The organism is Paenibacillus sp. FSL M8-0212 (assembly GCF_038004645.1).
In the GTDB taxonomy this organism is placed as follows: domain Bacteria; phylum Bacillota; class Bacilli; order Paenibacillales; family Paenibacillaceae; genus Paenibacillus.
Window position 1 is genome coordinate 1,382,573 of record NZ_JBBORP010000001.1, and the last position, 14,469, is coordinate 1,397,041.

At 44.8% G+C, this 14,469-nt stretch carries 13 protein-coding genes; 5 read left to right on the forward strand and 8 right to left on the reverse strand.

Annotated elements, in window-relative coordinates:
- Positions 1-136: 136 nt before the first annotated feature.
- Positions 137-2,458, reverse strand: coding sequence for a beta-L-arabinofuranosidase domain-containing protein (locus tag MKX68_RS06245; protein WP_340910066.1), 2,322 nt, complete (start codon positions 2,456-2,458; stop codon positions 137-139).
- A 182-nt stretch (positions 2,459-2,640) separates the two neighbouring features.
- On the opposite strand from MKX68_RS06245, the gene MKX68_RS06250 reads away from it, so the two are divergent.
- Together MKX68_RS06250 and MKX68_RS06255 are read left to right on the forward strand one after the other, a co-directional pair.
- On the forward strand, positions 2,641-3,405 hold the full coding sequence (locus MKX68_RS06250; RefSeq protein ID WP_340910068.1) for a helix-turn-helix transcriptional regulator: 765 nt from the start codon (positions 2,641-2,643) through the stop codon (positions 3,403-3,405).
- 129 nt (positions 3,406-3,534) lie between these two features.
- Entirely contained in the window at positions 3,535-4,047 is a 513-nt protein-coding gene (locus MKX68_RS06255; protein ID WP_091034581.1) for a GNAT family N-acetyltransferase, read from the forward strand.
- A 364-nt stretch (positions 4,048-4,411) separates the two neighbouring features.
- Here the strand turns inward: MKX68_RS06255 and MKX68_RS06260 are convergent, their stop codons facing one another.
- Complete coding sequence (locus MKX68_RS06260; protein ID WP_310337782.1) at positions 4,412-5,455, reverse strand: 2,3-butanediol dehydrogenase; 1,044 nt, start codon at positions 5,453-5,455, stop codon at positions 4,412-4,414.
- A gap of 332 nt (positions 5,456-5,787) precedes the next feature.
- On the opposite strand from MKX68_RS06260, the gene MKX68_RS06265 reads away from it, so the two are divergent.
- Positions 5,788-6,699 (forward strand): LysR family transcriptional regulator, encoded by a 912-nt coding sequence (locus MKX68_RS06265; protein ID WP_340910071.1) that lies wholly within the window; start codon positions 5,788-5,790, stop codon positions 6,697-6,699.
- A gap of 114 nt (positions 6,700-6,813) precedes the next feature.
- Here the strand turns inward: MKX68_RS06265 and MKX68_RS06270 are convergent, their stop codons facing one another.
- From MKX68_RS06270 to MKX68_RS06295, 6 genes are all read right to left on the reverse strand, one after another.
- Positions 6,814-8,568: a methyl-accepting chemotaxis protein gene (locus MKX68_RS06270; protein WP_340910073.1), complete on the reverse strand. Its 1,755-nt coding sequence runs from the start codon at positions 8,566-8,568 to the stop codon at positions 6,814-6,816.
- Between the two features lie 245 nt (positions 8,569-8,813).
- On the reverse strand, positions 8,814-9,146 hold the full coding sequence (locus tag MKX68_RS06275) for a hypothetical protein (protein WP_091034589.1): 333 nt from the start codon (positions 9,144-9,146) through the stop codon (positions 8,814-8,816).
- Positions 9,147-9,167: 21 nt separating this feature from the next.
- Positions 9,168-10,493 carry a WXG100 family type VII secretion target gene (locus MKX68_RS06280; protein ID WP_340910075.1) on the reverse strand — a complete coding sequence of 442 codons (1,326 nt, stop codon included), beginning with the start codon at positions 10,491-10,493 and terminating at the stop codon, positions 9,168-9,170.
- A gap of 289 nt (positions 10,494-10,782) precedes the next feature.
- On the reverse strand, positions 10,783-12,135 hold the full coding sequence (locus MKX68_RS06285) for an amino acid permease (protein WP_340910077.1): 1,353 nt from the start codon (positions 12,133-12,135) through the stop codon (positions 10,783-10,785).
- Positions 12,136-12,272: 137 nt separating this feature from the next.
- Positions 12,273-12,554, reverse strand: coding sequence for a hypothetical protein (locus tag MKX68_RS06290; protein ID WP_338591167.1), 282 nt, complete (start codon positions 12,552-12,554; stop codon positions 12,273-12,275).
- 166 nt (positions 12,555-12,720) lie between these two features.
- The gene (locus tag MKX68_RS06295) at positions 12,721-13,176 is read right to left on the reverse strand and encodes a GNAT family N-acetyltransferase (protein ID WP_340910082.1); all 456 of its coding nucleotides are present in this window, start codon (positions 13,174-13,176) and stop codon (positions 12,721-12,723) included.
- A 254-nt stretch (positions 13,177-13,430) separates the two neighbouring features.
- On the opposite strand from MKX68_RS06295, the gene MKX68_RS06300 reads away from it, so the two are divergent.
- Entirely contained in the window at positions 13,431-14,006 is a 576-nt protein-coding gene (locus MKX68_RS06300; RefSeq protein ID WP_340910084.1) for a GNAT family N-acetyltransferase, read from the forward strand.
- Complete coding sequence (locus MKX68_RS06305) at positions 14,003-14,350, forward strand: DUF1801 domain-containing protein (protein ID WP_338591158.1); 348 nt, start codon at positions 14,003-14,005, stop codon at positions 14,348-14,350. The genes MKX68_RS06300 and MKX68_RS06305 overlap by 4 nt, the downstream gene beginning before the upstream one ends.
- Positions 14,351-14,469: the final 119 nt, after the last annotated feature.

A 14,469-nucleotide genomic window follows, 5' to 3' on the forward strand; every position in this document is an offset into this window, starting at 1 on the left:
AAAACGTTGTTTATCGCCTATTTCGAATGAAATAGCATCGCTGAGATTCGTTACATTTTCCACCACATCAATTCCCGATATAAGGTGTGTGTGGTTCGTTAGATGTGTTTTGCGCCTTTTCAGACCATGCCTCTTATTACGAAAAGATGGATTCCGGTTTGCTTCGCGTGGTGCGTACCTCTACAACTTTTCCGGCACAACCATTGTCGCCCTTCGCCTGGAACATTACCGTAACGCTGTCTTTGCCTAATGTAACCGCCTCAGGAATATCATAGGTCACATAGAACACGTCGCCGATTTTGTTCATATGAATTCGCTGCTCTCCGATGACGGTACCATCCACAGAGATGATGAATTGTCTGTCATATAACGTACCTTCCCGTTCAAACGGGGAATGATCTCCGCCCCAATAGGCCACACATAGATAATTGGTTGTCTCGCGATCTACCGCCAATTGGTAACTGAAGTAAGCCCCACTGACGCCAAAAGCCTCTCGCCACATATGCAACTTCTTACGGCCATCTGTGGTTGAACCGTTGTGGTGCTCCCCACGGCAGTTGCTATCCAGTTGATGTCCAATCTCATCCTGCTGACCGTCAGCCTGAACCCTGTCGATCGTGATATCGTTCAACTCTTTCTCCAGCGCATCCCCTTCATCGTTAAACGGCCAGTACACGGTATAAAATTCGTGATGCACATCATAGAACGGAATGAGTTTCACGGCTTCGCCTGTGGAAGTAACATCTTTGCTAAGTTCAAATGTTAACGTATCTGCATCCACAACCTTGATCCACTCTCGTACATCCTCCTGCTCCGTCCAGATTACAGGTACAGGTGCAGTCTTGGGATTCAGCGCTGTTTCGTCCACAATCGTATCCTCGGGAAGACCCTCGTTTCCTAGTGCACCAGCGAGTACAATTGGGCCGTACAAGAAGGCTACTTTGTGGGCATCATCCCGGGAAGTGTACTGGCGGAGTGACATCGGCAGTGTGATTGTGATGACATCGCCCGTTGTCCATGTGCGGTCGATGGAAAGATAGCCGGGTTCCATCCGTGTATACGGATGTTCCGTATCCCCATTAACCGTTGCCGTCATTGGCTGTTGCAGCCACGAGGGCACGCGTAATCTTAGATGGGCCGAGGCGTTGCCTCCGGTGATCGTCAGGGTCACCTTTTCCGAATAAGGAAAGTTGGTTTCAAGCTTCAGGGATAATCCCTGTGACGCCCAATCCAATTGGGAAGCGATATACAGGTTGACGTACAGGTCCTGTTCATCCTCAAAATAGATCGCCTCGGCATATTTGCCCGGGTTCTCCATACCTGATCCTGTGCAGCACCACCAGGCGGTGTCGTGAGTCCCATAGATTTTGTAGTGGCCTTGCAGCGTTGATGCAAAATACGTTTTGTTCCCCGTATCCGGGTCCTGCGTGCCAAGGATGTGATTATAGATGGCGTTTTCATAATAGTCCATATAAGCGCTATCGTGATTCCAGGCGAAGAGTTGCTTCGTTAGATGCAACATGTTGTGAGTACAACAGCTCTCTCCTGTTTTGATGCCAAGACTCTCCATGCCCTTTGCTTCGTAATGCTCCGAAATACTCGTCGCTCCAAATACGTAAGAACGATGATGCACTGTGGTGTTCCAGAAAAACTCTGCCGCTGTCCGATAACTATCATGGGTATGGTCCTGATTGTAGATTTCGGCTGCACCGATTACTTTGGGAATCTGCGTATTGGCGTGTTTGCCTTGAAGATCGTCTTGCTTGTGCTCCAAGGGTCTCAGGATCAATTGATGGGTGAACTTGTTAGCGATCTCAAGATATAAGGCTTTGCCCGTGATCCCGTACAAGTGTGCAAATACTTCATTCATGCCCCCGTGTTCACTTTGAAGCATCGTCTGCATCTGTTCTTCTGTCATCGGGAGCAAACCTTCTACCGCCCAATCTGCAAATCGAGTAACTACCTCAAGTGCCTGTCTATTGCCAGTGAGTTTATGGGCATCAATCAGGCCGCGATAGATTTTGTGCACACTGTACCAGGGAACCCAGTATTCACCGATATTGAATCCACCGATATTCTCTGCTCGAAAAGCCATGTGAAAAGGTTCTTCGGACAAACCACCGATATATCCGCTCCCCGTGGTCTGCTGGATTCTCTCCAGTTCGGTAACCGCATAATCCAATCTTTCTTTTAACGTGATATTCCCGGTTGCCTGATACGTCACAGCCAGGGCAGACAGATAATGTCCAAGGGAATGTCCGCTGATGGTACGTGCCTCCCAACCCGCGTAGCGCTCTTTTCGGGCAGGTAAATCATGAGCTTCGAAGCATGGAGCCAGGAATCGATCAATATCCAGCGATAATAGGTAACGCTCCCCCACCTCTTGTGATGTTTGGAACACACCATTTAACAGATCTACATGTTCCGGTCCCAGAAATCCTTTTTTCGTATCAATCATGACACTCACTCCTTCTCGGGATGTAATAGATATCCATTCATTCTTGAGGGGTAAAATCCGTTTTATTAGCTATAGGACTAATACTCATCAATCCACTTCAGAGCTTGAATATCCTCATATTATCAAATAAAATACAATTACATCAGACTCATAATCCAAGAAAAGGTGGATAAATCCGTCCTATGCAAAAGCCACTGGAACACTACCTGTGCGGCAAGTTCATATCCGAAGGCAACTGGAGCCACATGAGACGCAGCATGCCTGTGCATGAGATTATTTTGATGCTGGAAGGTGAGATGTACATCGCGGAAGAAGAGGAACAATATGTAGTTCGTGCCAACGATCTGTTGTTTCTGCGCGCCGGTCGCACCCATTACGGCTACCAGATTAGCGACACACCCGTCAGCTTTTACTGGGTTCACTATGATTCCATTTCGGCAGAATTCAACCAGTTTAGGACACATGCCACCATTCAGGTACCTTCCATGGCCAATCAGTTATTCAAGCAGTTGCTGCATGTGTCATCCTTCTCACCAGAAGAAGCCAATGCTGCTTTGTTACTGTTGTTCAAGGAGCTGGAGCGCAATATAGAGACGGATTATCGCCCGCACAATGCGATTGTCGACCATATCTGCAAGTGGGTGGATATTCATCTGCATACAAACATCACGGTGAGTCAGATTGCGGAAAATTTTAATTTTAACAAAGACTATATCTCCAAAATGGTGAAACGCGAGAAAGGTACTGGACTCAAAACCTATATCCTCACAGAACGTATTCGCCGGGCAAAACAATTGCTGCTCAACACCAATGCCAGTGTAAAAGAAATTGCCGGACAGTGCGGCTTCTCCGACTACAAGCTGTTCCTGCGCATGTTCAAGCAATACGAAGGCAATACGCCAACCGAATATCGCAATCATCTGTATTCCACACAGCTCAATCGCTGATGCGTTTTGATCTATAGAAATGACTGAGTTACCTATAGAAAATTTGAATGAATCGGATTGAATCCGTTATGGTAAAATGCAAGAAAACTATATTCCATACTTAACCCATAAGAGAAGGGGAATTATAAGATGACAACGGCTGCCGTTACGATTCACCCTGCCACAGAAGCAGACCATCCAGAGATTGTAGATATCCTTGTTGCAAGTTATGCCGAGTATCGTGAGACTTTTGAACAAAATGAACGATGGGAAGCCTACCTGAAAGATATTCGAGAGTCTGTGGTTAATCCGTACCTGACACAATTATGGATCGCAAAGATTGATGATCAGATTGTCGGTACAGTCCAATTATTCGAAACAGCACGCAAGGCTTATCCAAACTTTGAATTGCCAATTGATTATCCGTTTATTCGGCTGCTGGGTGTTGATCCAAAATGGAGAGGTCACGGGATTGCCAGAGTATTGCTCCAGCAATGCGTAGATTCTGCCAAAGAAATGGGCAAAAATACGGTGTACTTATATACGGGCGGTCAGATGGTCAATGCCATCCGTTTATATGAGCGTTTCGGATTTACAGAGGATGAGGAATTCAGCTCCGAGAGTGGCGGGGGCAAGGCGATCTGCTACCGTTATGATTCCTAGTGTTGGCTAACACCAACACGGGATTAGGGAACAGAGAATGAAATGGAAAAACAGACCGATCATCTTCATGAACGGTCTGTTTTACGTTTATAAATGTCAACTATATAAGTTGCACTAATCATTTACACGATAACGGAGAGGACAGAAAAAACCTGAAAAAGCGAAGCGTTCGCCTAAAAGCTTTCTGAAAGAAAGCTGCTTCGAAAGCATACGCTATCCCCGGATTTCCCCTCGAGAAAAGGGAATGGAAAAAAATCTGGGGATAACAGCGATTGGAAGGTTATTCTGTCATCGTAGTGTCAGTGTAAATAAATTTTAGTTCAACTTATATAACATTTGAAATGATACATCGCTATTGATTTTTTTAGCCGCCAATCTCCACCAAAATCTTCGCATGGCTCTTGTCGCTCATCAACAGCTCAAGTCCTTCCTGCACGATGTCGTCCAGTTTAATTTTCTTGGTGATGACCTGTTTCACATCGAGCGACCCTTCTGCAATCAATGAAATCACTTCAGGGAAAATGTGGCGATATGCCAGCGTTGCCGTTAGATTCGCTTCTTTGACCAGAAGATCGAAGAAGTTCACTTGAAGCGGATTCGGAATGGCTGCGATGACAACAACTTCTCCACCTTTTTTGACAACCGCAATGGCGCTATCCATCGTTGGTTGTACACCCGCTGCTTCATAAGCCACATCAATGCCACCCGATTGTTGCAAGATCACCTCTGTTGCATTAACTTTGGCACTGTTCACCGGAATCGCTCCCAGCTTGGCTGCCAAGTCCAAACGTTCCTCAAATACATCAACTGCATAGATCTCAGAGGCTCCTGCAGCTTTGGCAGACAGGATGGTCAATAATCCAATTGGACCTGCTCCATATACGGCTACTTTGTTCCCCACTTTCAGCTTGCTGTGACGAACCGCGTGAAAGGCTACTGCCGTAGGCTCTACGAGCGCACCTTCTTCGAAAGATACGTTATCCGGTATGGGATGAACCATGTATGCTTCAACAACAACATACTCCGCAAAACCACCATCACCATTCAGTCCAACGAATCCAAATTGAGTACATTGGTTATAGCGCCCCTGGATACAGTACTCGCATTTTCCGCAATGGTACAACGGCTCTACCACAACTCGATCCCCTACACTGATACCGCTTACATTACTTCCCAATTCACTCACGGTTCCTGCAAATTCATGACCCAATGTCAACGGTGCTTTCTGTCCTGAGAGCGGATGATTCTCGCCTTCTTGGATTCCTACACCATGATGATAGGCATGCAAGTCACTGCCGCAGATCCCCGCATATTCCACTTTGATTTTGACCTGACCCGCTTGAGCAACCGGAACCTCCCGCTCTTCCACACGCACGTCTTTATGGGCATACCATACTGCTGCTTTCATAAAGTTCATCCCCTTTATATGATTGTCTATATAAGTTGAACTAGAAATGTTACACCTAATTACGCTGATTGCAGTACCATCTTTCGATCGCTCTTATCCCCAGATTTTCTTCATTCCCTTGATCCAAGGGAAAAATCCGGTGATAAAGGCGCACGCTCTGCTTCTTCAGATTGGTTCTGCACTCTGCGTTTCTGGTGTAAAAGAAAGGTTCTACTTATATAGTAAAGAACTATAACGCTTGTCTATATATTATATCGCTGTTCATGTATTATTCATATTTATAGATACTAATGTTAACATTAGTTGTATTAATGCTAAACGGAGATGAAATCATGAATCTGGAACAACTCGAATATGTCGTTGAAATTGCGAAGACGCAATCATTCTCCGCCGCCTCAGAGCATCTGCATGTCACACAATCGGCGATCAGCCAATCGGTTCATCGTCTGGAGAAAGAATTGGGTATCATCCTGTTCGAACGCTCGCGCCAGGGAACTCATCCCACTCCTGAAGGCAAACAATTCATTGCCAAGGCACTGGACATTTTACAGCGGATTGATGAATTAAAATCCCTGAACGCAGAAGCCTCCTCTCTTAGCGGAGAGCTTCATGTGGCTACTTTTCCAAGTGTCATGCCCTATCTTGTCCAGTCTGCTGCGGATATGAAGCGTGAGCACCCGCAACTTAACATCTCCATTGAAGAGAAAGGGTCCATGGAAATTATCGAGGATATTCGCAATAACAAGACCCATCTGGGCTTTATCGCGATCTACGCCAAACAGCTGCGGGAATTCGATGGACTTCACTTCAGTCCCATGTACTCGGGTAAGCTAGTAGTCGGTACGCATCACCTGTCTGAACTTGCCAAGCACAGCCGCGTTACACCGGATCAATTAAAAGAACACAAGCTGGCACTCTATCGAGATGGTTTCATCGAAGACTTCATCAAGGAATTCACCTATGATCATGGACCTCTGTCCATTCTGTTCAAAACAAATAACTCTGAAGCGATCAACATGGTATTAAGAAACGATATTGCCGCCACGATTGGTCACGACTTTTCCTTTCACCAAAATCAATTATGGAAAGAAGGTCTGGTGAAGATGGTTGAGATCGCTGGAATTGATCAACCGAAAATGCAAATTGGCTTCGTGCAGACAGAATCCAAGGAGTGCGCCGTAGCCGCGGAACGATTCGCCCAACGCTTCAGACAGGCGATAGAGCTGGATCATTTAAAAGTTTAAATCTAAAAAAGTGCTCCACCCTTTGAAGGAAGTTTGGGATGAACACCAACTTCTCCAAGAGCGGAACACTTTTCTGACTATCTCTTGCGTTACTATTACTACACCTTACTCAAACTATACTTTAACTTTACGTACGGCTTCACTCATCTCGTTCGTCTGCTGCTCCAGCATTGTGGAGGTCTGCGCCACCCTGTTGAACATGGCCGATTGTTCACGCATCAAGCGATAAATCTCATCCGAATGATCCGACACACCAGCTGATATCTGCGAGATCGTATTGACGGAGGCTGCAGCCTCTTCCGATCCTGCCGAGATTTCCTCTGCCGCAGCGGACACTTCCTGAATGCGGCTGGTCACCAGTTGGAACGCATCAACTACATGAGCGAAAGCTTGCTCCGCTTCTGCGGTAATTGTAACACCTTGTCCAATCTCGGTTGCAGTAACCCCCATCTGTGAGCCAATCTGCTGTGATTCTTGTTGAATACGAAGCAACAAGTCGGAGATCCGTTCCATGGATGTGCTTGAGGCCTCAGCAAGCTTCCGAACTTCATCCGCCACAACCGCAAAACCTTTGCCGTGTTCTCCTGCATGTGCTGCCTCTATGGATGCATTAAGCGCAAGCAGCTTGGTCTGACTCGCAAAATCACGAACCGTGTGCAGGGCACCACCAATTTCCTGGGAGTAGTTGTTCAGCACCTGAACCATCGCTACAACTTCACTTGAGACATTTGAGATACTCTCCATCTGTGTTTTCATTAATGTCATGCTCTGTTTACCGGACTCCGCCGTAGAAAGCGCACTTGTTGCTGCATCCGATACAATCATCGAGGATTCGGATATATCCGTTATGCCTTTTGCAATCTCTTCCATCGCATGCGCGCTATCGCTTGCACCCTGCTTCTGCGTATGTGCACCTTGCCTAATCTGTTCGACAGATTGATCAACCGTCTTGCCCATCTCAAGCATCTCTTCGGTACTGCGATTAAATTCCTTCGTTGATTCGGATAAAATATCTGTGGTTACTGCTACGCCTTCAACCATGTTACTCACAATCTTATTCAAGTTACCGGACATATGTATCATCGCTTGATATGTTGTTCCAATCTCATCTTGGCTGCGCAAACGATACGACGTCAAAATTTGGTTCGCTTCTGCAAGCTCACCCTGTGCCATTTTTTCCACACTCGCCTTCAGCGGTTGAAGTGGTCGCAGTCCCCTTACGATAAACCACATGACAACAGCAATGCCTATAAGTGTAATTAGTAGCAATAAGGCATAGAAGGGAATACTCGATTTCATAATATCCGATTCAATGCTTCCGATGACCGATACCGCCGTATCGATACCAATTACACCTGTTACAGCGCCATTACTATCCAGCATGGGAGCGTAAGAGGAAATATAGTCGCCGTACTCCTCATTGTTAATAATCGAAGAACTGGCTGTTTGCCCCTGCAACAGCTTCTGCACAGCCTCCTGAGGGACATCCGTAACTTCATTAATCGGTGAGGCTTTATCTGCATCCTTCATACCATCCACCATAATAAGTGGCGTACCTTTGTCATCTATTTTGACGAAATACACATACATTGCACCAATGCTTACGCGAAAGTCATCCAGTTCATCACGAATCTTCAAGAATTCGTCATTCTCCTTGGGGTCCTTGGCAAACTCGGCATAAGATGCTGTATCCAGCTGATTCACATAACTCTGAGCAATCTGGATGTTGTAACTCGAAATGGCCTCCTGCGCAGCTAGTTTCATATTGGCCACCTGTAACAGCATGCTTCCAACGGCTATAATCATAATGACCAGCGTAACTACTGCAACAATGCGCACCACCAAACGTTTTCTAAAAAAACCAATCATCCGCTCCTCTTCCTCTCCCGTGAACCCAAGCCTTTTTGACTAGGCGCTACCCAAAAAACGCATGCTTGAAGCACTATGTATGGGAAAATAGTAAACGAATATGTCGAATTAGGCAAGAAAATATTGGGTTTACATAAAAACGCTATCATGGCCGTGGTAGCTTTGTTCATTGGAACATAAAAACTCCAATGCAAGCATTAGAGTATGTTCAAAGATTGATAATTATCTTTATTCTGTAACTTGATTTACCATTCTAACTCTTCAATCAAGTTAAATATCATTTTTTTATCAAAATCATCCATTGATTTAAAAATAGCTATTTCATCTGTTTTTTTGTCCAATTTGATGAGAGTAGCTATGGCTAAATCTCCGACTTTATAATAACCTAATAATTTATCTGATGGCCCTCTTCTCGATGTAAGTTCCTCCAGTTTTTCATTTATACCAGTTGATCCCAATTTTTCTTTGCCTATATAAGTCATTACATGATACAAGACTATTGGATTTGATTCATTTAATAAAAGTTGCAACTCATCAATTGAACATTGTCCTTCTTCAATTTTCTTTATTAAATTCATATTTCTACCCTCCATTAAATTTTATTTCAAATGACTCGTAAGGGTCTGCCTTTCTCTTACATAATTTTCAAACAGAGCATTTGCAATATCATTTCGACCTAATTCATCAGCTATTTTTATTTCTCTCATGTATGCATTTAATTCCATTTTAACACGATTCATAGTCTGAAAATGATAACTCATTCCCGGAAAACCTTTGTTCATATCGTCTAGATAATGTGTGTATTCGTGTAAAAGCGCCCCTATGGATGCATCCTCATTTATAATTAACTGTCCAGGTCCCCCTTTTTTTGGAGAATACGCCATATCCTCGCCTCTATGAATGACTTCGACACCGTTTGATTCCAAGTTATCAATAATTTCTTTCCATTTCTCGGGATGAGATTCCCTACCAGGGCCAAGAACTTCTTTTAATGGATCATCTATACCTTTTCTGAACATATCTTTACTATTATCTAAGCGTGTCCCAACCTCTTTTTCCTTGCCCAGATACTCGGAAAACTTAGAGGTTTCTCTCACCTTTTTACTCTCAGCAATGTTATCTAGAACTCGAAGGCGTTGATCTTGAAGTCCATTAAAGCCACCTGTTAACTGCCCTGTACCAGGCGGACGATTGAATGAATTAATCTTCGCACCGCCTCCTGACGAAGTCAGAAGATTATGCGGCTTGATCATCGTGGAAGCATAACCCCCTCCAACCATTAGACCTCCCAACCCAATCATATTCGCCCAGTGTTCACTGGACCAGGCATTGGTGGGAAAGGTGGCTTCCCGTATCGTTCCATGGATACCAAACGTGAGCCAGTTGGCAGCATCATTCGGGGAGTTGAATGCTTTATCCGCCCTGTCTACATACCCCTGAACAAGACCACTTGGAATACCAAATGTCCAATAATCCAGAAAACCACCTACACTATCATAACGCTTTTGATATCGATCATTCGCAGATTGCATAAAGGCTTGTCCCAATTCGACTAAACTATCAGCAGACTTCTGAAAAGCATTACGGGTGTCGGTTGCTGGTGCCCTGCATTCATCTGGCGGTGGTGGTACACAACTCACATCATAGGATTGTACAGCTTGCTGATCAGCAAGTCTGAATTTCTCCGCATGCCCTTCAAGCTCCTTCGCAATGGATAAGGATAGTGAGACAAAGTCATCCATAACCCGCTGCGCAACCATAAAATCAACATAAAACCTTTCCTTCGTACTACCATCCCACTGTCTTTCGATTTCGAATAAATGTTGTTTCAAGATGTTATTCATCTGAAAAACCTGATTCTGGGCTGTTGTAAATTGTTTCGAAACAGATATCAACTGTTCAGGTGTGACTTTTATCGTTGTCATGGGAGACCTCGTTCTAAATATATTTCGTTGTTATACGAACATTTGTTGTTTAGAATGCTATAAGATTCATATGTACAGATGGGCTTTTATTATAAAGTGAACACAGATCATTTCGTAGAGACTGCCGGTTTATTTATCTAGTTCGTATTACCCCTAATTTGTCCCAGTTATAACAAAAACAGAGGTTCTAGTTCCAAAATAAAACCATTACCTTACTAAATACAAAAAACACCCCGGCGCAAGCGCCGAGATGTCATGTTGTTCTAAATTTGCATACTACCCATTCATATTAAACTGTTTGTTTATTCGTCTTCCTGAATCGAATCAGGGACCAGATAATTAGCAACGCAAGTACGGCAAGACAGATGCTAATGCTGAACCGATTGCCTTCATCAAACACAAACATCACCGCAATCACACTGAGACATAATACCACGACTCCGGTTATGTAAGGGAATCCCCAAACTTTAAAGGTCGGTTGAACCGGATATCTCTTCCGCAATTTCAACTGTGATGAGGCAATACAGATCCACACAAGGATTACGACAAACCCCGGAACGGCGAGCAATACGCGGAACAGTTGATCCTGCGCGAACAGGCCAAGCATGGAACCTCCGAGCAATACAACCGCGCATACCAGCAAGGTATTTACCGGGCTACCGCTGCGATTTGTCTTTGACAATGCCTTCGGAGCTTCCCCGCCCACTGCCATGGAGTGCATCATCCGGGATGCACCATAGATCCCTGAATTCGCAGCAGACAGAACTGCCGTCACCAAAATAAAGTTCATTATGTGTGCTGCTCCCGGCAGTCCCGTGGAGGCAAGCACTTGTACAAACGGACTGCTTTCCGGCCCAATCTCATTCCACGGGATAAGACCACAGATGATGAGAATCGGCAAGGTGAAGAACAGAATAATTCTGAGCATGAAATTGCCCACGATTTTGGGCATCACTTTTTCTGCATTTTCCGTCTCGGTCAGGGTCAGACCAATCAGCTCCGATCCCCCATAAGAGAACATGACCACAAGCAGTGCCGAGAAGATCGATGACCAACCGTTCGGGAAGAACCCTCCCGCTTGCGTGTAATTTTGCAGATATGGCGTGTTGTCACTTGGGATAATGCCAAAGATCAACCCTGCACCCAGGAAGATAAAAATAATGATCATGGCAATTTTGATCCCGGCCAGCCAAAACTCAAATTCCCCGAACACACCTACACTGAGCAGGTTAACCAGTATAATGAACGCCGCACAAGCCAGACTCAGCATCCACAGCGGTACTTCTGTGAACCAATACTGCAAAAAGCTCCCGGCAGCAATCACCTCAATGACACATACCGATAACCATAGAAAGCAATACATCCATCCCATAATAAAGGATACTCGGCTACCAAATGCTTCCTGCACGAAGTCTTTCATATTTTTGTTCTTGTACACCGTAGCCATCTCCGCCATCGCGGCCATAACAACCAGCAGCAATAATCCGGCAAAAATGTACGTGACAATAACGCCCGGACCTGCGAGTCCGATCGTCTCTGCACTGCCTTTGAAAATTCCTGTTCCAATGACACCACCCATAGCCATAAAACTGATGTGTCTTGGTTTAAGCTTCTTCTGTAGTGTTCCTTCTGTCTGAGCCAATTCAAGTCCTCCTGATGTAAAAAACGTCTGTAATGCTGTCTTGTTTCATAGACATAATGTCCAGTATACCCTATTGTCCATCAATCAGCCCAGAAGTTCCTTATGGCCAATTCATCCCAAACATTTATGAACATAACCTATGTTTTATACCCCACAATGGCACGGAGCAATCTGTGTACAATCCAGGTTAGCAAACTGTACACTGCCCCATAGATGAACCAAGCCCCTATGTTACTACCCATTGTTGAAAGATCACTCGCGATATACAACAAAGGCAGCATAAAAGATATAACCAGCGCTCCCAAGAGTCTAAACCAATTGGCAAAATAACTGCATACTCCAAGCACCACAGCAATTATTGGACATAACACCAAGACAGCAAACAGCGGATTCATATGATCGAACCACCAATATATCATGCACGACTCCCTCCACATTCTTCGTCACAAGGCCACGTTGCTTTAATGCTGCATTATTGAGTTTATTCTACTCTTTTTCCAACTTTTAAAATGTACGATATGTTGCAAAATAAAAAAACCAGCATCCTGTAAAAAAACAGAATTCTGGTTTCTCATTCGATTCCACTTAGATTGTTTTTGTCATAAACGTGCTGTTCGGGTCCAATATATAATCTGCGAATGGTTCGCAATATTCGAATCCGAAGTCTTCGTACAGCTTCCGTGCCGGGATAAATGAATCCATCGAGCCCGTCTCCAGACTGATTCGCTTATAACCACGATCTACTGCAACGTCCATAATATGAGCCAAAATTTTTCTCGCTACGCCTTTTCTCAGATGAGCCGAAGCGGTACGCATCGATTTCAACTCTGCATGCTCTGGATCAAGTTCTTTGATGGCCCCGCAGCCGAGCAAGTCGTCTCCTTCCCAAGCACACCAGATTGTAATTTCGGGCTTCTTGAGTCCATCCAGATTCAACGCATGAATACTCTCTGGAGGCGAATCGGCTGCCATCCCTTGCAAGTGCTCAGCGATTAATGCCTTAACCTGTACTCCACTCAAATCATCCACTTTAATCTCCAAAACGTACCACTCCCACCGACATTTTATTGGTTCTATCACTGAATGTATATCAATCATTTCATCTTACTACCGTGTCAGGTTTTATGACAAGAGGTTACTTTTATCCACTAAAATACGCTATTGTGATTCACCTGTAATTTCCAGTATGATGAGGCTATCATATGCCAAAGGGGCGAGGTCTATTGCGAAATATACATAGAGTTAAACGTGGAACTAAGGTGAAGCAAGCTTAACTTAATTTAAAGGAGACCCCTATGACACTAACAACGGACAACCTGTTTTATAGCAAACGATTAAAGATGACGCCACCACGCTCTGAAGACGTGCAGACCATGCTGCAATGGAACGAAGACCCGGAGTACCTTCGGAATGTGGATACTGATCTGGCCATTCCCTATTCAGAGAAACAGTTAGAAGATGAGGGCGAAACGAAGAACAAGGAAGTTTACTTCAGACTTCGCACGCATAAAGAGGATATGCTGATTGGTTTTGTCGTCATTCATAGCATTGAATGGAACAACCGCTGCGGACAGCTCGCCATTGGCATCGGACTTGCCAAACATCGCAACAAGGGATATGGCACGGAAGCGTTGAATCTTATTTTACGATATGCGTTCCACGAGATGAATCTGGACCGGGTTGGCCTTGATGTCATCGCCTACAATGCCAAAGCAATCCGTTCCTATGAGAAGGTTGGTTTTCAGTTGGAAGGTCGGGCACGCTCAGCTGTATTTCGTGATGGTAAGCGTTATGACCGCTTGATGATGGGAATCCTAAGACCAGAATGGGAAACACACAATCAGATCCATACGGAGGGTGAACAAGCATGACCAAGAATGCAGAAGTTACTGCGTTTATTGAACAGATTCAGATCCCCTGGCAAATACAAGTCTCTGAACAATTGCGCGAGTTAGTGCATGATACCATCCCAGATGTAGAAGAACGCGTGCAATACAAGAAACCTCATTTTTTGAAAAACGGAAAGTATGCTGCGGTCATCTCGCCATCCAAACAGGCCGTGTCTTTCACCATCTTCCATGCATCCGGACTTGATCTACCCGATGGGATCTTCGAAGGCCCGGAAGAACGCAAAACGATCAAGCTCAAGGAAAAAGATACACCCGATTATGAATGGTTGGCTGGTTTGTTAAAGCAGGCATCTGCGGAATTGTAGACGGATGTAGTGAAGAGGCACATACGCCCCAGTAGTAACTTAGGTGGTAATGTGCCGAACGTATGGTGTGGGCCGTAATGTGCGGGTGGTATGTATAAGGTGAGTTTGGGTTTTGGCCA

Excerpts from the sequence above, each read along its gene's own strand:
- MKX68_RS06275 (WP_091034589.1), bottom strand. The coding sequence starts at position 9,146 with ATGAATTTAATAAAGAAAATTGAAGAAGGACAATGTTCAATTGATGAG.
- MKX68_RS06255 (WP_091034581.1), top strand. The coding sequence starts at position 3,535 with ATGACAACGGCTGCCGTTACGATTCACCCTGCCACAGAAGCAGACCAT.
- MKX68_RS06270 (WP_340910073.1), bottom strand. The coding sequence starts at position 8,568 with ATGATTGGTTTTTTTAGAAAACGTTTGGTGGTGCGCATTGTTGCAGTA.
- MKX68_RS06280 (WP_340910075.1), bottom strand. The coding sequence starts at position 10,493 with ATGACAACGATAAAAGTCACACCTGAACAGTTGATATCTGTTTCGAAA.
- MKX68_RS06260 (WP_310337782.1), bottom strand. The coding sequence starts at position 5,455 with ATGAAAGCAGCAGTATGGTATGCCCATAAAGACGTGCGTGTGGAAGAG.
- MKX68_RS06305 (WP_338591158.1), top strand. The coding sequence starts at position 14,003 with ATGACCAAGAATGCAGAAGTTACTGCGTTTATTGAACAGATTCAGATC.
- MKX68_RS06300 (WP_340910084.1), top strand. The coding sequence starts at position 13,431 with ATGACACTAACAACGGACAACCTGTTTTATAGCAAACGATTAAAGATG.
- MKX68_RS06290 (WP_338591167.1), bottom strand. The coding sequence starts at position 12,554 with ATGATATATTGGTGGTTCGATCATATGAATCCGCTGTTTGCTGTCTTG.
- MKX68_RS06250 (WP_340910068.1), top strand. The coding sequence starts at position 2,641 with ATGCAAAAGCCACTGGAACACTACCTGTGCGGCAAGTTCATATCCGAA.
- MKX68_RS06245 (WP_340910066.1), bottom strand. The coding sequence starts at position 2,458 with ATGATTGATACGAAAAAAGGATTTCTGGGACCGGAACATGTAGATCTG.
- MKX68_RS06265 (WP_340910071.1), top strand. The coding sequence starts at position 5,788 with ATGAATCTGGAACAACTCGAATATGTCGTTGAAATTGCGAAGACGCAA.